This window comes from Rhodococcus sp. NBC_00297 (assembly GCF_036173065.1).
Taxonomy (GTDB): domain Bacteria; phylum Actinomycetota; class Actinomycetes; order Mycobacteriales; family Mycobacteriaceae; genus Rhodococcoides.
The window spans coordinates 2046808-2069664 of record NZ_CP108041.1 but is presented as its reverse complement, the minus strand read 5'-3'; the positions used below and the strand labels follow the sequence as shown (position 1 = coordinate 2069664).

Here is a 22857-nt window from a genome sequence, read left to right as displayed (position 1 = left end):
ACCCTACTCCGTCGCCCGCGCGGACGACACCGGCACGTCTCACGGGCGCGGTGCCACGTCCGCCCACCGCTCCGGTTCCGCCAGCATGGCGCCGTCTGCGGTGCGCCAGCAGGCGGACAGGAGGTCGTACCCGGCCGCGTCGACTCGCAGGTGCGACTCCCACCTCGCCGACGTCCACTCCCGGTCGTCGCTGACGGCGTGCTCGGCGGCGAAGGCGGCGCCGACGAGCTCGAACTGCACGTCTCGCCGCGCGGTCATGGCGTCCGGATGGGTGGGTGTCACGGTGCGCAGCAGATCTGCCGTCCGGCGACAGGCGTCGAGAACGCGCCCGTCGCACCAGAGCAGGCACCGCCGATGAGCGTGTCGAGCGACCACCCACATCGACGCCAGCGCGCACAGCACACCGATGCACGTCTCGACGAGACGTTCGGTCGCGAGCGGCCACGCCTGCGCACCCGGATGGGACGCGCCGCCGATGAGCAGCGCCAGGGGCGTGATGAACATGACGGCGATGCCGTAGTTCCGAGCGATGACCAGTTCGATGAGGAACTGCAGTGCCATCAGCAGCAGGACCAGCACGAACCCGCTCGGTGACAGTGAGAAGACGACGGCGAAGAGCACCACTCCGACGGCCGTGCCCACCAGGCGGTGCAGGGCGCGGACGGTACCTCGTGGTCGGTCGAGGCCCTGTTGCAGCACGAGGACCGCGCCGATGACAGCCCAGTCGGGCCGCCCGAGTCCGGCGACGACGGCGATCGCGCCCGAGGCCGCGGATGCGCAGAAGACGCGGAGCGCCGTGGTGGTGGCGTGGGAATCGACGTGCAGGGCCCGGAGCAGCCGGAACCTGATCGTCGGGCGCGACATCGGGACGGAGGGCGTGTGATCCGGAGTGACGTGCACGGTGTCCGACGCGTGCTCGGGATCGAGCGGTGCGTCGCCGATGATGCGCGCGAAGTCGAGGTGGACCCTCCGTAGTCGCAGGACCAGCGGATCGTCGATCCGGCGAGCCGGGATCCCGGCGTCGTGCAGCGCGGCCCAGGCGCGATCGACCGCGACGGCGGCGCGGTGCCGGGCACCGACCGCGGGATCGCCCGCGGTGCGCGCCTCACCGAAGACGGTCACGCTCCGCTCGGCGGCTGCCACGGCGTCGCGTTCCGGTTTCGACGCGTCGCGCAGTGCCGGTGCCATCGACACGACCAGGGCCCACAGCGCTCCGAGCGCGACGCAGGCGGAGTTGACCCACGCCGTCACCCCGCTCTGCGGGACGATGGTGGCGATCGCGCAGGTCAGGACGAAGAAGAAGGCACCGGGCGGTCCGAGACGGAGCGCATCCACCACGAAGGTCGCGACGGTGCCCAGGACGGTGAGCACCACGACGACGAGGACGGCGCCCACCACGGAGTTCCGCGGGTCGCCGTACTGGCCCACGAGGCCGCCGACGGTGGCGGACAGCACGAGCGCGAGACCGGCCCACAGGACGACCGACCAGCGGGACCGGAACGGCCGGCCCTCGCCGTAGACGACGGCGAACCCGCCTGCCGCGGTCAGCAGGGCCTCGGTGGGAAAACCGAGCGCGAGCAGCGCGAGTGCCGGAACACCGAACGCGAGCGCGGCGCGGAGGCCGCCGGGCCAGCGCGGCCCCACCGACGGCACCGCGACGAAGAGTCGTCGGCGCCGAGGACGAGGCGGTAGAGCGGACGGGTCCGGGGCTGTCACCACCTGATGGTAGGCACGCGATTCCCCCCGGACCCCCGCAGGTCGGTAGGCTGCTGACCGTTCCGGCGGCACCCGTCGCACCAGTGGATGTCCAGCGGGACGTTCTCGACTCGGGAGGTAGCACCAGCGTGGCACTCGTCGTTCAGAAGTACGGAGGATCCTCGGTGGCGACCGCCGAGCGGATCCGGCGCGTCGCTGAACGGATCGTCGAGACCAAGCGCAAGGGCCACGACGTGGTCGTGGTCGTCTCCGCGATGGGAGACACCACCGACGAACTGCTCGACCTCGCGCAGCAGGTGTGCCCCGCGCCGCCCGCGCGCGAGATGGACATGCTGCTCACGTCGGGCGAACGCATCTCCAACGCGCTCGTCGCCATGGCCATCCACTCCCTCGGCGCCGAGGCCCGATCCTTCACGGGATCGCAGGCCGGCGTCGTCACCACCAGCGTGCACGGCAACGCCAAGATCATCGACGTGACGCCCGGGCGCGTCCGCGACGCACTCGACGAGGGCTCGATCGTCCTCGTCGCCGGTTTCCAGGGCGTCAGCCAGGACAGCAAGGACGTGACGACGCTCGGGCGCGGTGGGTCGGACACCACCGCCGTCGCGCTCGCCGCCGCGCTGAACGCCGACGTCTGCGAGATCTACACCGACGTCGACGGCATCTTCACCGCCGACCCACGGATCGTTCCCGACGCCCGTCACCTCGAGAAGGTTTCTTTCGAGGAGATGCTCGAGATGGCGGCGTGCGGCGCCAAGGTCCTGATGCTGCGGTGCGTGGAATACGCCCGCCGCTACAACGTTCCCGTCCACGTCCGCTCGTCGTACACCACCAAGCCAGGGACCATCGTGTCCGGATCCATGGAGGACATTCCAGTGGAAGAAGCCATTCTGACCGGTGTCGCGCACGACCGGAGCGAAGCGAAGGTCACGGTCGTCGGCCTGTCCGATCAGCCGGGCTTCGCCGCCAAGGTCTTCCGGGCCGTCGCGGACGCCGAGATCAACATCGACATGGTGCTGCAGAACGTCTCGCGCATCGACACCGGCAAGACCGACATCACGTTCACGTGCCCCAAGGCCGACGGACCCACCGCGGTGGAGAAGCTGACCAAGCTGCAGGGCGAGATCGGCTTCACCAAGGTGCTCTACGACGACCACATCGGCAAGGTCTCGCTCATCGGCGCCGGCATGAAGTCGCACCCCGGCGTCACCGCGACGTTCTGTGAAGCGCTCGCCGACGCGGGCATCAACATCGACCTCATCAGCACCTCGGAGATCCGTATCTCCGTGCTGACCAAGGACTCCGAGCTCGACGAGGCCGTGCGCGTGCTGCACGCCGCCTTCGGCCTCGGCGGCGACGAGATCGCCGTCGTGCACGGCGGAACCGGAAGGTAGGAGCACCATGACCACGAATTTCACCGGCCTCCACATCGGAGTCGTCGGCGCGACCGGCCAGGTCGGCGCCGTCATGCGAACCTTGTTGGCGGAGCGTAAGTTTCCCGTCGCCTCGATCCGTTTCTTCGCGTCCGCCCGGTCCGCCGGCAAGACCCTGCCGTGGGGCGACGGCGAGATCACCGTGGAGGACGCGTCCACCGCGGATCCCACCGGGCTCGACATCGCGCTGTTCTCGGCCGGCGCCACCATGTCCCGCGAGCAGGCGCCGCGCTTCGCCGCCGCCGGCGTCACCGTCATCGACAACTCCTCCGCGTGGCGCAAGGATCCCGACGTCCCGCTCGTGGTCAGCGAGGTGAACCCCGAGGCGACGAAGAATCTCGTCAAGGGCATCATCGCGAACCCCAACTGCACCACCATGGCGGCGATGCCGGTGCTCAAGGTGCTGCACGACGAGGCCGGGCTGCAGCGGCTCATCGTCTCGAGCTACCAGGCAGTGTCCGGCAGCGGTCTCGCCGGTGTCGAGGAACTGGCGACGCAGGCGCGCGCCGTGGTGGCCGACGCCGAGAAGCTGGTGCACGACGGCAGCGCCGTCGCGTACCCCGATCCGACGGTCTACACCGCGCCGATCGCGTTCAACGTCCTGCCGCTCGCGGGCTCTCTCGTCGACGACGGAAGCGGCGAGACGGACGAGGACCAGAAGCTGCGCAACGAGTCCCGCAAGATCCTGGGTCTGCCGGACCTGCTGGTGAGCGGCACGTGCGTCCGCGTTCCCGTGTTCACCGGCCACTCGCTGTCGATGAACGCGGAGTTCGCGAACCCGCTGTCCGTGGAACGGGCGACGGAACTGTTGTCGTCGGCTCCCGGCGTGCGCGTGGTGGCCGTGCCGACGCCTCTGCAGGCGGCCGGCGCCGACGAGTCGCTCGTCGGACGCATCCGGCAGGATCCCGGTGTGCCGGACGGTCGCGGACTCGCGCTGTTCGTGTCCGGCGACAACCTGCGCAAGGGTGCTGCCCTCAACACGATTCAGATCGCCGAACTCTTCGTTCGGTAGTGCGGGAAGGCCGGAGGCCGGTCGGATCAGGCGGGAAGGCCGGAGGCCGGTCGGGTTCGGCGGGAAGGCCGGAGGCCGGTCGGATCAGGCGAGAAGGCCGGAGGCCGGTCGGATTCGGTCCCGCGCGCTCAGCTCTCGAGGGCGCGCAGGGTGCGGTGCGTGTCGCGTGACGGCACGTACCCACCCAGGATCGAACTCCAGGTCCACAGGCGTCCGTCGAGTCGGTAGCGCCCGTGGGGGAGACCGGCGTCGAGCGCTGTCGCCTCGCCGCTGACCACGGCCGAGAGCATCACGCTCTCGTCGACGACACCGACCACCATCGCATCGACCGTGGACACCGGCTCGTCGGCATCGCGGCCCGACGAGTCGACCAGCGGCTCCATGACCGCCTCGGTGCCCTCGGGAGCGTGGAGGAAGCCGGAGTCGTGCGAGCACCCGTCGGCCTGACACTGTTCGAATCCGGCGATCACCTCGAGCCGCTCGATCAGTGGCCACAGGTCCTGCGAATGCCAGCGGGACAGTCCGCTCTCGCCGCCGTAGGCCTCGCTCCAGGACGCGAACACGGCGGTGAACTCCTCGACCACCGGTCCGTGCCGGTACCAGCAGCGGGGGATGCGCTCGGTCAGCTCGTAGCGGTCACGCAGCCACCACACCCAGTCGGTCACCTCGTCCCACAGGCGGGCGGCGTCGTCGGTGTCGAGATAGCGCCACGTGTAGCGACCGCGGGCGCGATCGGGACCGGGGAGAGTGCCCGGACGAGGTCGAGCGCCGCGGCCCGTAGGATCACCGTGGTGCGGGAAACCGCCGTGGTAAGACATCGTGTCCTTGCCGGCCGCGCGCCAGGGTGGTGGCGAACAGCCTGCTCGAGAGTGGCCGTGTGGTGCCGGGCGCCCCGGGGCTCGAACGCCTCGCACTTCGACGTGAGCGCACGGTGGACGAGGTGACGACACCGCACGTGCGACGAATCGACTTCGACAGTAGGTGCAGGTCAGTCGTGCTGCAAGTAGACCCTGTCCAACCGTTGGTCAAAGATGTTGTCGGTGATCGGAATACGAACCCGCCACGGGAACGGCGCCCGATGTGCACTCACTCTCGAACTGATCGAACGATCAGTAGGACGACTTGGGGATCGCGATCCACAGGACCAGGTAGATCACGAACTGCGGTCCCGGAAGGATGCACGAGAGGACGAACAGCAGGCGCACGAGTCCTGCGCTCAGACCGAAGCGTTCGGCGAGACCGCCGCACACTCCGGCGATGAGCTTGCTCTGACGTGAACGGGTGAGCCTGCGGGCCGGGCTGGTCATCGTGGGACCTCTTCTTCGTCGGTGACGTGTCGTCGCGGGTCGGACACCACGGCAACGTGCGGCGCCGGTGCCGGGTTCCCGTGCCGCCGTCGTGCGACGACGGTGAATGCTCGACGTGAGTGTTCGTGCGACGTTCTCGGCGCGGTCCTCGTCCGTACACGGCTCACCTCGACACTGGGCCGCATGCGCATCGTGCAGGTGGCCAACTTCTACGGACCTCGTTCGGGCGGTCTGCGGACGGCCGTGGACCAACTCGGAGCCGGCTATGTCGCTCGCGGCCACGAGGTGACGGTCATCGTGCCCGGCGACGTCCACTCCGAGACGATGTCTGCCACCGGGGTGCATCGCATCACCGTCCCGTCCACCCGGCTCCCGATGACCGGTGGCTACCGGGTGGCGAGGCCGTCCGTGACGGCCGATGTCGCGGCGAGTCTGCGACCGGACGTGCTCGAGATCTCGGACCGTCTGACCCTGCGTGGCCTCGGAACGTGGGCGCGCCACAGGGGGATTCGCAGCGTGATGATCTCCCACGAGAGGCTGGACCGACTGCTCGGACAGGTGTTGCCCGTCCCGGTGGCGCGCGCGGCGGCGGACGTCGCCAACAGGCGGTCCGTCCTCGGTCACGACGCGGTGGTGTGCACCACCGCGTTCGCGCAGGAGGAGTTCGACCGGATCGGCGCAGACGCGCACCGCATCGCACTCGGGGTGGACCTCGAGTTGTTCCACCCGTCGCGTCGCCATCGCAACGAGGGACGGATGATCCGGCTCGTGCACTGTGGACGGCTGTCGGTGGAGAAGCACGCCGAGCGGAGCGTCGACGCCCTGGCACACCTGCGCCGCGAGGGCATCGACGCACGCCTGGTGGTGGTGGGCGACGGTCCGCGGCGGTCCGCGCTCGAGCGGCGCGCCGAGGGTCTGCCCGTGCACTTCGCCGGGTTCGTCTCCGACCGCGAGCGCGTCGCACGGTTGCTCGCCGAGGCGGACGTGGCGGTCGCTCCCGGACCGCACGAGACGTTCGGGCTGGCGGCGCTGGAGGCACTGGCGTCGGGCACACCCGCGGTGGTCTCGGGAACGTCCGCGCTGGCCGAGATCGTCACCCCGGACTGCGGCGCAGCAGTGGCCAATCGCTCTCGCGACTTCGCCGAGGGCATCGCCGCGACCCTGGCGCTCCCCTCGGGCGGACGGCCCACGGCCAGGGCGAGGGCGGAGCAGTACGGCTGGCCGACGGCGGTGGAATCGATGCTCGAGGTCCTGTCCGGGCGGTGACGGTCGGCCCGCCCGGAACTCCGGCTAACTCACTTACATTCAGTCTGGACTGTTTGTAAGAAAGCCGATATGGTCGCAGATGTGACCGAGACCACCGCCGTGACCGAGCCGGCTGCCCAGCCCGCCCGCCGGACGCAGGCCGAGCGCACCGCCGGCACGCGGGCCAAGCTTCTCGACGCCGCCATCGACACGTTGGTGGACGTCGGATACTCCCGCGCCAGCACTCAGGAGATCGCACGTCGGGCCGGTGTGTCCCGCGGTGCTCAGCTCCACCACTTCCCGACGAAGGAAGCGCTCGTCGTGGCGGCCGTCGAGCGGCTCGTCGAGCGACGCCTCGACGAGCTGGTCGGGGTCCACCGCGGTGGGCCCGTCGGCCCGGCGCTCCTGCTCGACGCCTTCTCCGGCCCGTTGTTCCACGCGGCGCTCGAACTGTGGGTCGCCGCCCGCACGGATGCGGCACTGCACGCCGCGGTGGAACCACTCGAGCGTCGAGTGACCGAGGTGTTGCAGGAAGGCGGCCGAGAGCTCTACGGGGACAGCATGTCTCCCGCTGCCTTCGACCTGAGTATCGAACTCGCACGAGGGATGGCCGTGTCGGCCATCTTCCGAACCCCCGAGGAGGAACACGCGATGCGTGCACGATTGTTGCCGGAGTGGGAGCGGGCGGTGACGGAGCTGTGACGACCACACTGCCCGCGCACGTCGATGTTCTCGTCGTCGGATCGGGATTCGCCGGTATGGGTGTGACGGCGCGGGTGCTCCGCGAGGACCCGTCCGCCGACGTGCTCGTGATCGAGCGTGCCGACGACGTCGGTGGGACCTGGCGCGACAACACGTATCCCGGTGTCGCGTGCGATGTTCCGACGTCGCTGTACTCGTTCTCCTTCGCCCCGCACTCCGACTGGAGCCACACCTTCGCTCGTGGACCGGAGATCCATCGGTACCTGCGCGGGGTGGCCGACGACTTCGGGATCCGAGACCGTCTCGTCACGGGTTGCGCGCTGCTCGGGGCGCAGTGGGACGAGGAACGCTGCGTCTGGGACGTCACCACGGAGAAGGGTGATCTGACCTGCCGAGTGTTGGTCGCGGCCACGGGAACGCTCTCGACGCCGAAGCTGCCCGCTGTGCCGGGCCTCGACACATTCGCCGGCCACACCTTCCACTCCGCGACGTGGGACCACGACTACGACCTGCGCGGCAAGCGTGTCGCCGTCGTGGGCACCGGTGCGTCGGCCATCCAGTTCGTTCCCGAGATCGCCCCGGTCACGTCGCAACTGCACGTCTTCCAGCGCACCCCGGCGTGGGTGATCCCGCGCATGGACCGCACGCGCGGTCCGATCGAGCGATGGTTCTACCGCCGCGCGCCGTGGACACTCGAGGCGCAGCGCGGTGCGATCTACGCGTACCGCGAGATGTACGTCGAGATGATGGCCAAGCGGCCCAAGCTTCTGTCGATCGCGCACACGATAGCCACGGGTTTCCTCCGACTGAAGGTGCGCGACGGCGGACTCCGGAAGCGCCTCACGCCGGGCTACACCATCGGCTGCAAGCGCATGCTGTTGTCCAACGACTGGTACGACACGTTGCAGCGACCGGACGTCGAACTGGTGGACAGCGGTCTGGCCTCGATCACGCCGACAGGTGTGGTGGACGCCGCGGGACGCGAGCGCGAGGTCGACGCCATCGTCTTCGGTACCGGCTTCACCCCCACCGAGCCGCCCGTCGCACATCTGTTGCGCGGCAGCGACGGTCGAACTCTCGCCGAGCGGTGGGGCGGCAGCCCGCGCGCCTACCGAGGTACGACGATGGCCGGCTTCCCGAATCTCTTCCTCATGTACGGGCCGAACACCAACCTGGGACACAGCTCGATCGTCTACATGCTCGAGTCCCAGTCGGCGTACGTCGAATCCGCTCTGCGCGAGATGACGCGTCGCAGCGTCGATGCCGTCGACGTGAGTCCGTCCGCGGTCGACGAGTGGAACGCGTCTCTCGACGCCGACCTGGCCGGCACGGTGTGGAACACCGGTGGGTGTTCGAGTTGGTACCTGGACGCGAGTGGACGGAACTCGGCCATGTGGCCGACCTTCACGTGGAAGTTCCGCAAGGCGACCGCCGCGTTCGACATCGAGAACTACCGCACGATGCGGGCGCGCGGAGGGCCGGACGTCGGCCGAACTGTGGGAAGTACACCGTCGGAGAAGGCAGCAATATGAAGAACACCTACGACGTCATCGTCGTCGGATCGGGTTTCGGCGGCAGCGTCTCCGCCCTGCGTCTGACCGAGAAGGGATACCGAGTCGGTGTCCTGGAATCCGGTCGTCGTTTCGAGGACGACGAGCTGCCCAAGACGAGCTGGCGACTGCGGAAGTATCTGTGGGCGCCCATGATCGGGTGCTACGGACTGCAGCGGATCCACCTGCTCCCCAATGTCCTGGTGATGGCCGGAGCCGGTGTCGGCGGCGGATCGCTGAACTACGCGAACACTCTGTACCAGCCCCCGAGCCGCTTCTTCGAGGATCCGCAGTGGGGTGACATCACCGACTGGGAAGCGGAGATGACGCCGTACTACAAGCAGGCGCGTCGGATGCTGGGCGTCGAGGACAACCCGACCATCACCCCCGCGGACAAGGTCATGCGCGACATCGCCGAGGAGATGGGCGTCGGTGACACGTTCAGCACCACACCGGTCGGCGTGTTCTTCGGTCAGCCGGGGCAGAAGGGTCGCGACGTCCCGGACCCGTTCTTCGGTGGCGTCGGACCCACCCGGACAGGCTGCACCGAGTGCGGTGCGTGCATGACGGGCTGCCGTGTCGGCGCCAAGAACACCCTGGTGAAGAACTACCTCTACCTCGCCGAGAAAGCCGGTGCCATGGTGCATCCGCTGACCACGGTCACCTCGGTGCGTCCCCGCGAGGGCGGTGGATACGAGGTGCGGACGCGTCGCACCGGTGCGAAGCTGCGGCGCAAGGAGACCGTGATGACGGCCGACCACGTCGTCTTCGCCGCCGGCACCTACGGGACCCAGAAGTTGATGCTGGCGATGAAGGAGACCGGAGATCTGCCCCACCTGTCGGACAAGCTCGGGTCCGTGGTGCGTACCAACTCCGAAGCGGTGCTGGCCGCGACGGCGCGTGACCGGCAGATCGACTACACGGAGGGCGTGGCGATCACCTCGTCGTTCCACCCCAACGATCACACGCACATCGAGCCGGTGCGATACGGCAAGGGCAGCAACGCCATCGGACTGTTACAGACCGTTCTCAGTGACGGCGGCGGCAGGCTGCCGCGACCGCTGAAGACGCTGGGCGTCGCGCTGCGCCACCCGGCCGCCACCGTGCGCAGCCTGTCGGTGAAGAACTGGTCGGAACGCACCGTCATAGCGCTCGTCATGCAGACCGACGACAACTCGCTGGAACTCGGTTCCAGGAAAGGTCGATTCGGTCGGCGTCTGACCTCTCGCCCGGGAGGTGGCAGCCCGCCGCCGAAGTGGATTCCGGAGGGTCACATCGCGATCAGGAAGGCCGCGGACAAGATCGGCGGCGACCCGGGTGGCTCGTTCGCGGACGTGTTCGACATTCCCATGACCGCGCACTTCCTCGGTGGTTGTGTCATCGGTGCGACGCCGGAACGGGGCGTCATCGACGCGTACCACCGGGTGTTCGGGCACGAGGGTCTGCACGTCGTCGACGGATCGGCCGTGAGCGCGAACCTCGGCGTCAATCCGTCGCTCACCATCACCGCCCAGGCTGAGCGGGCGATGGCCCTGTGGCCGAACAAGGGAGAAAACGATCAGCGTCCGCCGGTCGGCACAGGGTACGAACCCCTCGCCCCGGTCCGCCCCGTCGCTCCCGTGGTTCCCGCCGAAGCACCCGGCGCACTGCGACTCCCGCTCACCGTGGTGGGTCGGAACCGCTGACTCGCGCGGGCTCGACCCCGAGACGACACAGGCCCCGACCTCCTCGCGGAGATCGGGGCCTGTCCCGTTCGGTCACTTGCCGGAGATGGGTCCCAGCAGCGAGGTGGTCCAGATCGCCGAGTTGGCGGACCCTGCCGGGTCACCGGCCGGCACCAGTCCGTTGATGGTCACCTGTCCGCCGGCCAGTCCGCGTGCGGGGTTCGGCGGGAGGGTGAGGCCGCAACTCTGCTGCACGTCGGCGATGCCGGGCAGCGAGTTCTGGCGGCACTGACCGCGTCCCTCGACCGTCAGCGGGCCACCGGGCAGGTTGTCGTACGTGACGGTCAGGGCAGCACCGAATTCGGGCTGCGCCGTCGGGGAGTAGCAGACACGCGCCGTCGCGGCCGTGATCTCGCTGGGCGAGGTCGAGGCCGCGCCCGTGGCCGGATCCACACTCGCCGCGTGCAGTTCGGTGGTGCGCTCGCCTCCCGCACAGGACGGCGACGATCCCACCGATCGGGAGTTCACCTCGCGTGTCACGTTGTAGGCGATCGGGCCCGTCGGCTGCGGGATTCCGGCGGGCGGAGCCGAATCGACGGGCGCGGTGCCCTCGCCGAGCGAGTACAGCGTCCACACCGATCCGGTGCGTCCACCGGGCAGACGCAACGGGTTGGCCACCGAGTTGCTGGTGGCGACACCGGCGCTCACACCGGACGCGTTGGGCTGGATGCGGAGAACGCAATCGACGGCGCCGCGTCCGGGCGATCCGGGGTAGAGCTCGAAGCCGCACGGTCCGCGCATGTCGAGACGGCCGAGGCCGGGAGCGTCGAGAGTGCCCCACTGGTCGAGGATCTGGGTTCCGTCGAGCCCCAGCCCGTCGCACACGTAGATAGGTCCGACGTTGCGCGCCGTCTCGGCGGTCAGCACGCCGGACGCGGGGTCCGACTGGAACGTGTACATACGGGCGTCGAGACGTTCGACGAGGAGGTACTGGGCCGGAACGCCGTACTGGGCGTTGCACCGCGCGGTGTCCTCGGCAGTCGGCCGATTGCCGCTGTCCACCGTGCGGAAGACGTGGAACTGGCCGGGGCCGTCGCTGATCGATCCGAGAAGGGTCGACGGTGCCACCGGTCCCGGGTCGGCCGAGGCGGTGCCCGTGAAGGAGGCGACCGCGGTGACGGCCGCAGCGGCGACGAGTCCCGCCCGCCGCAGAAGACCGGATCTGCTCGAACGACTGTGCATTGTTGTATTCCCCCCAGAACTGCTGCCATCTCGACGACCGAAGAGTGCCACACGAATCCCCCATCTCCGACATGTGTGTGACCTGGCACAATGCCCGCTACTCGGCCCTGGACGAGTGGACACGAGGGGACGGTCGGACTGACCGTAGTGTCCACCGGAGCAGCACAGTGCTGCGCAATTCGTGCCGGGGGGCTCCTGACGTGTCGACGTTCTCTCTGACCAGAGTCATGGTCACCGTGGTGGCAGTGGCCGCCATGACCGTGTTCGGGAGTGCCACGGGGAGTGCGGATCCCGCCGTACAACCGTCGCCGGCGCCCGGTGGCGCACGAACGTTCTCCGAGCTTCCGCTGCCCGGACAGCCGGAGGGCATCGCCGTCGATCCGTCCGACGGCAGCGTGTGGACGGGATCGAATCGGCCCCGATCGACGGGAACGGTCTGGCATCACGACGGATCCGGTGCACTGATCGGCACCTACGATCTCGTGGGGCATTCCCCGGACGCCGAGCACGGGGTCAACGGCATCGCGCTGGACGGTGCGGGCCGGGTGTACGCGCTCGACTGGTCGGGTGCGCGTGCGGTACGACTCGATCCTGCATCGGGAGCCCAGTCGGTCTACGCGACGTTCCCCGATCTGCCGTCCTGTGGTCGGGGGATCGTCCCGTGCGAGCCGAGCCCTGTCGATCGACCCGCGTGGCCCAACTACCCGGTGTTCGACGCGGCGGGCAATCTGTACGTGAGCGATCTGAACCAGGCCACCATCTGGAAGGTGCCGGCCGGCGGCGGTGAGGCTCGGATCTGGTACCAGAGTCCAGATTTCGTGTCGCTGTACAGCGTCAACGGCATGCAGTTCGACGCGCAGGGCCGCCTCGTCTTCGTGGTCACGATCTCCCTGACAGGGGACCCGTCGATCTTCCGCGGGAAGCTGTTCCGCCTCGGCGTCGACGGGAACGGTGGTCCGGGTACTCGCGAGGAGATCGCCACGACGTCACAGGGTGACGGCATCGCCATCGGGGAGTCGGGCCGCGTCTACGTGGCGGTCGCGAACCCGATCATCAACGACGTCGAGATCGTGGAGCCCGGACGTGGCGTCGTCGGCGCGCTCCCGTCCCCCGAAGCGAGGGCGACGCTGGCGGTGCCTCTCGTCACTCCCGCATCGTTGGCCTTCCGCGGCACGTCGGTGTTGGCGACCAACCATTCCCAGTACGCGATCGATCCCCGCGAGTGGTCGATCCAGGAGTTGGGCGTGGGGGAGCGGGGACTGCCCCTCCTGTACCCGTCGCCCTGACACCACGAACGTAACTGGACTGATTCCAGAAAAGGGGTCATACTGGAACGGATCGACATTCTGCGTGTGCGCGAGTCGCTGCCCGGGTATGCGGGTACGACGGACGTTCTGCGTCACACCGCGACGCTTCGCGTCTGCCACGAACAGGAGGCACTGGACTCATGACACAGCCGAGGCCCACGACCAACAACGCCGGTATCCCGGTTCCCAGCGACGAGCACTCCCTCACTGCGGGTGCGCAGGGACCGATCCTGCTGCACGATCACTACCTCATCGAGAAGATGGCGCAGTTCAACCGTGAGCGGGTCCCGGAGCGTGTGGTGCACGCCAAGGGTGCAGGCGCCTTCGGCACGTTCGAGGTCACCGGTGACATCTCGCAGTACACGCGGGCGGCGGTGTTCCAGCCCGGCGCGAAGACCGAGATGCTGGCGCGCTTCTCCACCGTCGCGGGCGAGCAGGGCAGCCCCGACACGTGGCGCGACCCCCGCGGTTTCGCGCTGAAGTTCTACACCACCGAAGGCAACTGGGACATGGTCGGCAACAACACGCCGGTGTTCTTCGTGCGCGATCCGTTGAAGTTCCAGGACTTCATCCGCAGCCAGAAGCGCATGCCCGACTCCGGTCTCCGAGACAACAACATGCAGTGGGACTTCTGGACCCTGTCGCCCGAGTCGGCGCACCAGGTGACCTGGCTGATGGGTGACCGCGGAATCCCGAAGTCGTTCCGCCACATGGACGGTTTCGGTTCGCACACGTACCAGTTCATCGCTGCCGACGGCACCAAGTCGTGGGTCAAGTTCCACTTCAAGACGGATCAGGGCATCGACTACCTGACACAGGACAAGGCCGACGAGCTGGCGGGCACGTCGCCCGATCATCATCGTCAGGACCTGTTCGGATCGATCCGCAACCGCGACTTCCCGAGCTGGACCGTCAAGGTGCAGATCATGCCGTACGACGATGCCGAGACGTACAGGTACAACCCGTTCGATCTGACCAAGGTCTGGTCGCAGAAGGACTACCCGTTGATCGAGGTCGGCACGATGACCTTGAACAAGAACCCGGAGAACTTCCACGCCCAGATCGAGCAGAGCTCGTTCGAGCCGTCCAACCTCGTTCCGGGCATCGGTGCGAGCCCGGACAAGATGTTGCTCGGACGCATCTTCAGCTACGCGGACGCGCACCGGTACCGCATCGGCACCAATTACGCGCAGCTGCCGGTCAATCGGGCGAAGGCGGAGATCAACTCCTACTCCAAGGAGGGTGCGATGAACATCCACTACAACTCCGCGGAGACGCCCGTGTACGCCCCGAACTCGTACGGTGGTCCCGCCGCCGACACGAACGCGTACGGCGACGACGGTGCCTGGGACTTCGAGCCCCGATTCGTGCGCACCGGGTACGTGCAGCATCCCGAGGACGGCGACTTCGTCCAGGCCGGCATTCTCGTGCGCGAGATCATGGACGACGACGCCCGCGAGCGTCTCGTGGGCAACATCGTCGGCCACGCGCTCAACGGTGTCACCGAGCCTGTGCTGCAGCGGGTGTTCCAGTACTGGAGCAACGTCGACCCCGAGATCGGCAAGAAGGTCGAGGAGGGTGTGCGCTCCGGACAGGGCGAGACCGCCCCCACGACCGGCGCCGGCGCGGTGGACGACCCGGCCGACGAGGCCGCGAAGGTCTGATCCGCTCCGATTTCCGACGCCGCCCGTCGCACCCTCAGCGGGTGCGGCGGGCGTTGCCGTGTGCGATGTAGATCACGTTTGAAACGTGTGGTCAGAATTCTCTGCCGGCTCGCTGCTTCGGGCACCGAAGCGGCGGTGGCAACGCCGACAGGCTCACGTCCCGGCCCGGTTCATCGAACGGCCTCGTCGTATCGCCCGATCGGTCTGTGTTACCTCGAGTACCTATCAATGGTTCGCGGAAATTGAAGAACGTTCGGTATGTGTGGTTTCGAGAATAGATCTACAGTTCGCTCGCAGCCATTGCGGTAATGGCTCGTCGAAGCGAAACGGGGACCTGCCATGACCACCGATCTCACCGTCGAGACAGAGCGTGACCAGCGCGATGTCCGTCGCCGCAAGGTTCGAGCGCTCCTCGCGGGCGGGCTGGTTCTCGGCGTGGGAGCGGCGGTGACATTGGCCGTCTGGACCGACAACGTGTTCGGGCAAGCACAGTTCTCGGCGGAGAACTGGAACGTCCAGGGCGACTTCTCCACCGGTGGTACCGGCGTCTGGAACGAGTACGACACGGTCGGAACAGCCGGCACCTTCGCGTACACCACGGGTTTCGCGGCCATGAGTCCTGGCTTGACGGTCTACGCGCCGGTGGCACTTCGAGTCGGCACCGGCACTACCCCGGGCGGCGCCTACCCGGCAGACGTGACACTGAACGGAGCGACTCCGATCACGGGTCCCCTTGCCACCGCGCTGACCTACCAGGTGGTGTCGGGCGTCTCGGCGGACAACTGCAACGCAGCGATACTGGGCGGTGGAACCGACGTCGTCGCGGCCGGCAGTGCACTCGGGGACGGGAGCGCCGTGGACGCGATCAGTGTGCCTGCTGACGGCAGTCCGGTGTCGCTGTGCTTCGCCGTGACCCTTCCGCAGGCCGTCGCCCCGAACGTCGTGGCGGGACAGACGACGGGCGTCGTCACGTGGCAGTTCGCAGCCGAAGCGGTGGTCTGACTTCGGTCACGTCGCAACAGTCTCGTGGTTCGACACAGGTCCTCACGGACCCGCCTGATCCCGATGCCGGGTAGGCGGGCCCGTGTCGGCGCGGCCCTCTTGCTCGTGGTGGGCGCCGTCGTCGCGGCCCTCAGCGCGACCACTGTCGCGGCATCCTGGGTGGACCGGGCAATCGGCAGTTCTCGTTTCACCACCAGCCCGTTCGGTCTGGAGTCTTCCGTGAACAACGGCGGTACGTGGGCGGCGCATCCGGCGAACGCGCCTGCCGTCATGACTCTCAGCGCCGCATCGCTTCTTCCCGGCCAGTCCACGTACGGCGCCGTGTCGCTCCGGGCTGTCACCGCGTCGCCCCAGATCCGCGTCACCGTGGACGCGACCTCGACCACTGCTGGGCTCGGATCCGTGCTGCGGTACTCCGTCATCCGCTCGGCGACCTGTGTCGCGGCGAACTTCACCGCACCCGGGGCGTCCTATGTCATCGGATCGGCCGCGGCGGACGTACCGGTGACGACAGATTCTGCAGCGAACGCCGTGATTCTGCCCGCGGGAACCTCCAGTGCGACGGGCTCCCCTGTGCCCCTGTGTTTTCGGCTGAGCCTGCCGGACACGCTGGCGGTGTGGACCAACGCGACACTACAAACTTCGTTCCCCGCGACGTGGACCTTCGTCGGAACGACATGACCCCGCCCGGAACGGAGTGTTCTCCATGACTACTCGCCACGTGGCCCCCACCGAGCGGCGGGCCCTCACGCGCATCGGCGATGCCGTGCTGAACGTGCTCGCGGTCGGTGGTGTGGTGTGCATCGTTCTGGTGATCCTGGCGTTCACGATGAACATCACGCTCATCATGTTCAAGACCGGCTCCATGTCGCCCACCATCCCCACCGGATCGCTGGCCGTTGTACGCGAAGTCGCCGCCGACACAGTGGCTCCCGGTGACATCGTGACCGTCGACCGGGCCGGAGAACTCCCCGTCACGCACCGGGTGGTGCGGACGTCACCCAGCACGGACGGCACGACCGTTCTGGAACTCAAGGGCGATGCCAACGAGTACGAGGACCCCGCCGGATACAAGGTCACGGAGGTCCGCAAGGTTCTGTGGTCGATCCCCGGCCTCGCGAAGGTGATCGTGTGGTTCTCGCACCCGTTGGTGCTGGGGGCGATCACCATCGCCATGACGGTGCTGGTCGTCGCCGTCTTCTGGCCCCGAACACCGCGGGCGAGAACCTGATGCGTCGACGCCTCTCCACGGCCGTCGTTCTCGTCGCGGTGCTGTCGACCTTCGTCGCGACGGTCGTCCGCACCTCCTCCACCGACGCCGCGTGGGTCGGGCGAGAGCACCTCGCCACCACCGTGACGCCCGGATACTGGCCGACGAGCGGTAGCGCGTACGCGGAGGCGGGGCGAGTCGTGTCTGCCTCCGGTCTCGTGTTCAATCTGCTTTCCGGTGGAACCAGCATGCCGTGGTCCGGGGTGACCGCGAGCAGGACTCAGACGGTTCCCGGTGCCTCGACTGCCTCGAACGCCGGGCCGTATCGCAACGGCGGCGTACTGGGCCTGGTCAACCAGCTGATCTCCCGAGGGGTCACCGACACCTCCCCGATCGTCGGTGACACGTGCGCGTCCTATGCATGGGGTCCGGGTTCACCGCCCCAGTGCACCGGTGCTGCCCAGAAGGTGTACGCGACGAGCACATTGTCGACCTACACACTGCGCGCAGAACTGCTTGCCGGTCTGGGGTCCGTGCAGGTCGTCACCCTGCCCTCCGCGGTCACGGCCACGGCGTCCTGCAACTTCTCCACGTCGACGGCGTCGACCACCGCGACCGGGGCTCGCGCGGCCAACGCGACCGCCGGCGATCAGGGCACGATCAGCATCCGAAATCAGGCCGTCGCGATACCCGCGGCGGGCGGAACGACGGCGTTCGACCGCCCGACCGGAGTGCTGGTTCCGCGGCTCGCGGGAACGATCACCAGTGCGGTGACCCAGTCTGCCGGCCAGGCACGGTCGACACTGACGGTCGACGGCACCCTCACCTACATCGGACTCGTTCCGATCACGTTCCGGCTCGTAGTCGTCGACGCGATGTGTGGGAAGGATGTCGCAGCGCCGGTCGTAGCGAGCGCGGAGCCCGCTGCTCGGGTAGCGGTGCCGGAGGCCTTCTCGACGACTCCGGCGGCCCCGTCGACGACGCCGGAAGCAGCGACGTCGACAGCCGGTACGACGACGACGACCTCGGCAGAGACCGCGACCACCGCAGCGACCACCACATCGACCACCGCCTCGACCACGACGACGACCGTCACGACGGCACCGACGCCGACGATCACCATCGCACCGACACCTGACACGACGGACAACCCCCTGACGACGACCGCGATCACGGCCTCGACCACCACGGCCTCGACCACCACCTCCGTCACGCCCGCGGCGACCGAGTTCTCCGGCCCACCCGACGGGTCCGTGACGAGACTGGTGACATCGGACGGCCTGACGTGTGTGGCCGGCACCCCCACCGAGGACGCGGTGCCGTTCGCGTGTGGTGACGGGTCGGCGGTCGTCTTCACTCCGGTGGCGCTGTCGCCACCTGGCATCGCCGCTGCCACGACCGACGGGCTCTGGTCGCCGAGGACGCTCACGGGGGAGACGGTGCCGGTGGAGGCGGCCACCCGGTCGTGACGCTGCCCTCCCGCCGTTTGTCGTCCCCCACCCCCGGGTAGTCGAGGAGGGTGACTTCTCCCGCCGTTCTGTTCGACATCGACGGCACGCTCGTCGATTCGAACTACGCCCATGTCCACGCCTGGGCTCGTGCCTTCTCCGACGCCGGTATCGCTGTGGACTCGTGGCGGATTCACCGCTCGATCGGCATGGACGGCGCGAAGCTGCTCTCGTCGTTGGCGGGTGACGCACCCGAGGACGCGGCGGAACGCGCGAAGGAACTACACACGCAGTACTACGAGGAGATGTCCTCCCTGCTGTCGCCGCTGCCCGGTGCGCTCGACCTGCTCGGCGCGGTAGCGGACCGCGGGCTGCAGGTGGTGCTGGCCACCTCGGCACCGGAGAACGAACTCGCGATCCTTCGCGGACTTCTCGGGGTCGAGGAGATCGTCTCGGAGTTGACGTCGTCGGAGGACGTCGAGACGGCGAAGCCGGAGCCGCGCATCGTCGACATCGCGCTGGACCGTGCCGGCGTCGGTGCCGAGCGCGCCGTCTTCGTCGGGGATTCCGTGTGGGACGTGAAGGCATCCGTCACAGCGGGCGTCCCGTGTATCGGAGTGCGCAGTGGCGGCGTCTCGAGTGCCGAGTTGACCGAGGCCGGCGCCACCGCGGTGTACGACGATCCTGCAGACCTGTTGGCGCACATCGACAGTTCGATGATCGCGCGCCTCGAATGAGAGAGAACGGCTACGCACCGATCGAGAACTACGCGGCGATCGGCGACGGCCGCACCGTCGCGCTCATCGCGGACGACGGGTGCATCGACTGGTTCCCCGTTCCGAATCTCGACACCGCGCCGGTGTTCGCGGCACTGCTCGACGCCGAGTCCGGCGGCTACATCTCGATGCGCCCGGCGGAGGAGTTCACGACCACGCGTCGGTACGCCGACGGCACCAATGTCCTGGTCACGACGTTCACCACCGAGTCGGGCGTCGTGAACGTCACGGACTCGCTGAACACCGGTGTGGCAGGACGCCTTCCGTGGACCGAGCTCGCACGGCGCGTCGAGGGCGTCGAGGGCAGTGTCGACATGGAGTGGTCCGTCGCTCCGGGGACGTGTCTGGGAACGGCGTCGCCGTGGTCGTACGAGACGGTGCACGGTACGGTGCTGCGAGTCGACGGTGTCACCCTGGGCGTGCGTACTCTGAACGCCGACGACATCGAGCTCGGATCCCGTTCCATCAGTGGTCGATTCACCACCGAGGTCGGTTCGCGCTCCCTCGTGGCCGTGGTCGGTACCGAGGTGGAACCGTTGTATCTCCCGGTGCCGGAGGACGTCGATTCGGGCATCGACCGAACGATAGCCAACTGGCAGATGTGGTCCGAGGAGTTCCGGTACGAGGGCCCCTGGCACGACGAGGTGCACCGTAGCGCCCTCGCATTGAAGCTACTGCTGTACAGCCCGTCCGGTGCCATCGCGGCAGCGGCGACGACCTCGCTGCCGGAGCGGTGGGCCGGTGCCAAGAACTGGGACTACCGCTACGCGTGGGTGCGTGACACCGCGTACACGATCAAGGCGCTGATCCGCTTCGGTCTGCGCGAGGAGGTCCACGCCGCGGTGGCGTGGCTGCTGCGCATCATCCGCAGCAACGAGCAGATCACGCAGGTGTTCTACACCCTGAACGGTGAGATCCCGGGCGGCTCGACATATCCCGACGTGCCGGGGTGGCGCGGGGTCGGTCCGGTGATCAACGGAAACGAGGCGGCAACTCAGTTGCAGCAGGGGATCTTCGGTGACCTGTTCGACATCGTGTCCCTCTACGTCGACGCGGGCAACGTACTCGATGCGCCCACCGGTCGACTTCTCGCGGAGATCGCCGACACGACGTGTGACATCTGGCGCCGCAAGGACGCCGGGATGTGGGAGCTGCCCACGATCCGGCACTACACGTCCTCCAAGATGGGCTGCTGGCACGCGCTCGACCGTGCAGTGCACCTCTCCGAGCAGGGCATGATTCCCGGCATCGCGGACAGGTGGGTGACCGAGCGCGATCACATCGCTCAGTGGATCGACGACAACTGCTGGTCCGAGTCGCGCGGCGCCTACGTCTGGTACCCGGGCACGGATGAGCTCGACGCCTCCGTGTTGCTGCACGCGGGCAGTCGGTGCGTCGACGACGAGCGGATGTCGAGAACCGTCGACGCTCTGCGCGACGAACTCGGTTCCGGCGACCACCTCTATCGCTACTCCGGCATGCAGATGGTCGAGGGTACGTTCGTCGCCTGCTCGTTCTGGGTCGTCGGCGCCCTCGCCAAGCTCGGCCGCGACGACGAGGCCAGCGCACTCATGGATCGACTGGTCACCAGCGGCAACGACGTCGGCCTCTTCGCCGAGATGATCGATCCCGACCGGTCGGCCGAGGACGAGCCGTCGACCTTTCTGGGCAACTTCCCGCAGGGGCTCTCCCATCTCGCTCTCATCAACGCTGCGCTCACGCTCGCCAGCGGCCACGACCACACGACCTCCGACACAGGAAAGTAGGACCACATGGACCTCGGAATCACGGGCAGAACTGCTGTCGTCACCGGCGCGGACTCGGGAATCGGGTGGTGCACGGCGCAGATGCTGCTCGACGAGGGTGTCCGGGTCTTCGTCACGGACAAGGACCAGGACAAACTGGCCGCCGGCGCTGCCGAGCTCACCGGACCGGAGGGTGCCGTCACGGCGTTCGCCGCGGACGTGACGAAGCCCGCCGACGTCGAGGCGATGCACGCGAAGGCGGTCGAGGCGCTCGGCACCGTGGACATCCTGGTGCAGAGCGCCGGCATCACCGGCGCACAGGGCATGTTCCACGAGATCGACGACGACGGGTGGTCGACGACGATCGAGGTCGACCTTCTCGGGCCGGTGCGCGTCGTGCGCGCCTTCCTTCCCGAACTCCGCGCGGGCGGATGGGGGCGCATCGTGTTGCTCGCGTCCGAGGACGCGGAGCAGCCCTACATCGACGAGCTGCCCTACTGCGCGGCCAAGGCCGGCATCCTCTCGCTGGTCAAGGGACTGTCGAAGACGTATGCGTCCGAGGGTGTCCTGGTGAACGCGGTGTCTCCGGCCTTCATTCACACCCCGATGACGGACGCGATGATGGACAAGCGAGCCGACGAGCGTGGCACCGACCGCGACGAGGCCATCGAGAGCTTCCTGAAGGAGGACCGGCCGTTCATGGAACTCGGCCGACGGGGTACCCCGGAGGAAGTGGCGTCGGTGATCACGTTCCTGTGCTCGGAGCGCGCCAGCTTCGTCAACGGCTCGAACTACCGCGTCGACTCCGGTTCCGTCGCGACCATCTAGAGAGGACCCACGCCCATGACACGTTTCGGCTACACCCTCATGACCGAGCAGAGCGGACCGAAGCAGCTCGTCGACTACGCCGTGAAGGCGGAGGACGTCGGGTTCGACTTCGAGGTGTCCAGCGATCACTACTCACCCTGGTTGTCGTCGCAGGGACACGCGTCCTACGCCTGGACGATGCTCGGCGCGGTGGCGCAGGCGACGTCCCGAGTCGGCCTCTACACGTACGTGACCTGCCCCATCATCAGGTACCACCCGGCGATCGTCGCGCAGAAGGCGGCAACGCTGCAGATCCTCGCCGACGGCCGTTTCACGCTGGGCCTGGGAAGCGGCGAGAACCTGAACGAGCACGTCGTCGGCGAGGGTTGGCCCTCGGTGGACAAGCGTCAGGACATGTTCGAGGAAGCGGTCAAGATCATCCGGCAACTTCAGTCGGGTGAATTGATCACGTGGCAGGGCGAGCACTACCGCGTCGACTCGGCGCGCCTGTGGGACACCCCCGAACACCCGCTCGAGATCGGCATCGCGGTCTCGGGGTCGAAGTCGATCGAGCGGTTCGCGCCGCTCGGCGACCACATGATCTCGACGGAGCCGAAGTCCGAGCTGGTCGAGGGCTGGGACAAGGCCAGGCACATCGGCACGGGCCTGAACCGGGAGTCGAAGAAGATCGGTCAGATCCCCATCTGCTGGGGTCCGGACGAGAAGGCGGCCACCGAGCTCGCGCACGACCAGTTCCGCTGGTTCGCGGGGGGGTGGGCCGTGAACGCGGACCTGCCGACGACGGCCGGTTTCGCGGGTGCGACACAGTTCGTCCGGCCGGAGGACGTGGCCGGAACCATCCCCTGCGGACCGGATCTCGATGCGATCGTCGAGAAGGTGGCGCCCTACTGGGAGGCCGGTTTCACCGACATCGCACTCGTGCAGGTCGGCGACGAGACCCAGGAGCGCTTCCTTGCCGAGGCCGCCGGGCCACTGCTCGAGAAGCTCCGCGCAGCGTCGTCCTGAC

General features: G+C 68.1%; 20 protein-coding genes. 16 read left to right on the top strand and 4 right to left on the bottom strand.

Annotated features, from left to right (window positions below; all coding sequences use genetic code 11):
• Positions 1-39 precede the first annotated feature (39 nt).
• A complete protein-coding gene (locus tag OG947_RS09915; RefSeq protein ID WP_328813821.1) occupies positions 40-1716 on the bottom strand; it encodes an FUSC family protein in 1677 nt (558 codons plus the stop codon).
• A gap of 128 nt (positions 1717-1844) precedes the next feature.
• On the opposite strand from OG947_RS09915, the gene OG947_RS09910 reads away from it, so the two are divergent.
• Together OG947_RS09910 and OG947_RS09905 are read left to right on the top strand one after the other, a co-directional pair.
• Positions 1845-3110, top strand: a complete 1266-nt coding sequence (locus tag OG947_RS09910) for an aspartate kinase (RefSeq protein ID WP_027506651.1) — start codon at positions 1845-1847, stop codon at positions 3108-3110.
• Between the two features lie 7 nt (positions 3111-3117).
• Entirely contained in the window at positions 3118-4161 is a 1044-nt protein-coding gene (locus OG947_RS09905) for an aspartate-semialdehyde dehydrogenase (protein WP_328813819.1), read from the top strand.
• A gap of 128 nt (positions 4162-4289) precedes the next feature.
• Here OG947_RS09905 and OG947_RS09900 read toward each other — a convergent pair whose 3' ends face one another.
• Together OG947_RS09900 and OG947_RS09895 are read right to left on the bottom strand one after the other, a co-directional pair.
• The gene (locus tag OG947_RS09900; RefSeq protein ID WP_328813818.1) at positions 4290-4979 is read right to left on the bottom strand and encodes a hypothetical protein; all 690 of its coding nucleotides are present in this window, start codon (positions 4977-4979) and stop codon (positions 4290-4292) included.
• Positions 4980-5270: 291 nt separating this feature from the next.
• A complete protein-coding gene (locus OG947_RS09895; RefSeq protein WP_027506653.1) occupies positions 5271-5468 on the bottom strand; it encodes a PspC domain-containing protein in 198 nt (65 codons plus the stop codon).
• A gap of 183 nt (positions 5469-5651) precedes the next feature.
• Here OG947_RS09895 and OG947_RS09890 point away from each other — a divergent pair, with 183 nt between their 5' ends.
• The 4 genes from OG947_RS09890 (at position 5652) to OG947_RS09875 (ending at position 10650) form a co-directional block, all read left to right on the top strand.
• Positions 5652-6734, top strand: a complete 1083-nt coding sequence (locus OG947_RS09890) for a glycosyltransferase (protein ID WP_285187018.1) — start codon at positions 5652-5654, stop codon at positions 6732-6734.
• 69 nt (positions 6735-6803) lie between these two features.
• Positions 6804-7415 carry a TetR/AcrR family transcriptional regulator gene (locus OG947_RS09885; RefSeq protein WP_056443296.1) on the top strand — a complete coding sequence of 204 codons (612 nt, stop codon included), beginning with the start codon at positions 6804-6806 and terminating at the stop codon, positions 7413-7415.
• 56 nt (positions 7416-7471) lie between these two features.
• A complete protein-coding gene (locus OG947_RS09880) occupies positions 7472-8947 on the top strand; it encodes a flavin-containing monooxygenase (protein ID WP_051613577.1) in 1476 nt (491 codons plus the stop codon).
• The gene (locus OG947_RS09875; protein ID WP_222633313.1) at positions 8944-10650 is read left to right on the top strand and encodes a GMC oxidoreductase; all 1707 of its coding nucleotides are present in this window, start codon (positions 8944-8946) and stop codon (positions 10648-10650) included. The genes OG947_RS09880 and OG947_RS09875 overlap by 4 nt, the downstream gene beginning before the upstream one ends.
• A gap of 72 nt (positions 10651-10722) precedes the next feature.
• Here the strand turns inward: OG947_RS09875 and OG947_RS09870 are convergent, their stop codons facing one another.
• Positions 10723-11871: a hypothetical protein gene (locus OG947_RS09870; RefSeq protein WP_027506657.1), complete on the bottom strand. Its 1149-nt coding sequence runs from the start codon at positions 11869-11871 to the stop codon at positions 10723-10725.
• A 200-nt stretch (positions 11872-12071) separates the two neighbouring features.
• On the opposite strand from OG947_RS09870, the gene OG947_RS09865 reads away from it, so the two are divergent.
• From OG947_RS09865 to OG947_RS09820, 10 genes are all read left to right on the top strand, one after another.
• Positions 12072-13157, top strand: coding sequence for an SMP-30/gluconolactonase/LRE family protein (locus tag OG947_RS09865; RefSeq protein WP_328813817.1), 1086 nt, complete (start codon positions 12072-12074; stop codon positions 13155-13157).
• 161 nt (positions 13158-13318) lie between these two features.
• Positions 13319-14842, top strand: a complete 1524-nt coding sequence (locus OG947_RS09860; protein WP_328813816.1) for a catalase — start codon at positions 13319-13321, stop codon at positions 14840-14842.
• A 339-nt stretch (positions 14843-15181) separates the two neighbouring features.
• A complete protein-coding gene (locus OG947_RS09855; RefSeq protein ID WP_328813815.1) occupies positions 15182-15844 on the top strand; it encodes a SipW-dependent-type signal peptide-containing protein in 663 nt (220 codons plus the stop codon).
• A 63-nt stretch (positions 15845-15907) separates the two neighbouring features.
• Complete coding sequence (locus tag OG947_RS09850; protein WP_328813814.1) at positions 15908-16525, top strand: hypothetical protein; 618 nt, start codon at positions 15908-15910, stop codon at positions 16523-16525.
• Between the two features lie 25 nt (positions 16526-16550).
• On the top strand, positions 16551-17075 hold the full coding sequence (locus tag OG947_RS09845) for a signal peptidase I (protein ID WP_081821410.1): 525 nt from the start codon (positions 16551-16553) through the stop codon (positions 17073-17075).
• Positions 17075-18523 (top strand): hypothetical protein, encoded by a 1449-nt coding sequence (locus OG947_RS09840; RefSeq protein ID WP_328813813.1) that lies wholly within the window; start codon positions 17075-17077, stop codon positions 18521-18523. Before OG947_RS09845 ends, OG947_RS09840 begins: the two co-directional genes overlap by 1 nt.
• Before the next feature lie 50 nt (positions 18524-18573).
• Entirely contained in the window at positions 18574-19239 is a 666-nt protein-coding gene (locus OG947_RS09835) for an HAD family hydrolase (RefSeq protein WP_222626304.1), read from the top strand.
• Positions 19236-21044, top strand: a complete 1809-nt coding sequence (locus OG947_RS09830; RefSeq protein ID WP_328813812.1) for a glycoside hydrolase family 15 protein — start codon at positions 19236-19238, stop codon at positions 21042-21044. Before OG947_RS09835 ends, OG947_RS09830 begins: the two co-directional genes overlap by 4 nt.
• A gap of 6 nt (positions 21045-21050) precedes the next feature.
• Positions 21051-21851, top strand: a complete 801-nt coding sequence (locus OG947_RS09825; protein ID WP_027506665.1) for an SDR family NAD(P)-dependent oxidoreductase — start codon at positions 21051-21053, stop codon at positions 21849-21851.
• A 15-nt stretch (positions 21852-21866) separates the two neighbouring features.
• A complete protein-coding gene (locus tag OG947_RS09820) occupies positions 21867-22856 on the top strand; it encodes an LLM class F420-dependent oxidoreductase (protein ID WP_027506666.1) in 990 nt (329 codons plus the stop codon).
• Position 22857 lies beyond the last annotated feature (1 nt).

Coding starts and splice junctions, on each gene's coding strand:
- OG947_RS09905 (WP_328813819.1), top strand. CDS start 3,118: ATGACCACGAATTTCACCGGCCTCCACATCGGAGTCGTCGGCGCGACC.
- OG947_RS09900 (WP_328813818.1), bottom strand. CDS start 4,979: ATGTCTTACCACGGCGGTTTCCCGCACCACGGTGATCCTACGGGCCGC.
- OG947_RS09895 (WP_027506653.1), bottom strand. CDS start 5,468: ATGACCAGCCCGGCCCGCAGGCTCACCCGTTCACGTCAGAGCAAGCTC.
- OG947_RS09890 (WP_285187018.1), top strand. CDS start 5,652: ATGCGCATCGTGCAGGTGGCCAACTTCTACGGACCTCGTTCGGGCGGT.
- OG947_RS09885 (WP_056443296.1), top strand. CDS start 6,804: ATGGTCGCAGATGTGACCGAGACCACCGCCGTGACCGAGCCGGCTGCC.
- OG947_RS09880 (WP_051613577.1), top strand. CDS start 7,472: ATGGGTGTGACGGCGCGGGTGCTCCGCGAGGACCCGTCCGCCGACGTG.
- OG947_RS09875 (WP_222633313.1), top strand. CDS start 8,944: ATGAAGAACACCTACGACGTCATCGTCGTCGGATCGGGTTTCGGCGGC.
- OG947_RS09870 (WP_027506657.1), bottom strand. CDS start 11,871: ATGCACAGTCGTTCGAGCAGATCCGGTCTTCTGCGGCGGGCGGGACTC.
- OG947_RS09860 (WP_328813816.1), top strand. CDS start 13,319: ATGACACAGCCGAGGCCCACGACCAACAACGCCGGTATCCCGGTTCCC.
- OG947_RS09855 (WP_328813815.1), top strand. CDS start 15,182: ATGACCACCGATCTCACCGTCGAGACAGAGCGTGACCAGCGCGATGTC.
- OG947_RS09850 (WP_328813814.1), top strand. CDS start 15,908: ATGCCGGGTAGGCGGGCCCGTGTCGGCGCGGCCCTCTTGCTCGTGGTG.
- OG947_RS09845 (WP_081821410.1), top strand. CDS start 16,551: ATGACTACTCGCCACGTGGCCCCCACCGAGCGGCGGGCCCTCACGCGC.
- OG947_RS09840 (WP_328813813.1), top strand. CDS start 17,075: ATGCGTCGACGCCTCTCCACGGCCGTCGTTCTCGTCGCGGTGCTGTCG.
- OG947_RS09830 (WP_328813812.1), top strand. CDS start 19,236: ATGAGAGAGAACGGCTACGCACCGATCGAGAACTACGCGGCGATCGGC.
- OG947_RS09825 (WP_027506665.1), top strand. CDS start 21,051: ATGGACCTCGGAATCACGGGCAGAACTGCTGTCGTCACCGGCGCGGAC.
- OG947_RS09820 (WP_027506666.1), top strand. CDS start 21,867: ATGACACGTTTCGGCTACACCCTCATGACCGAGCAGAGCGGACCGAAG.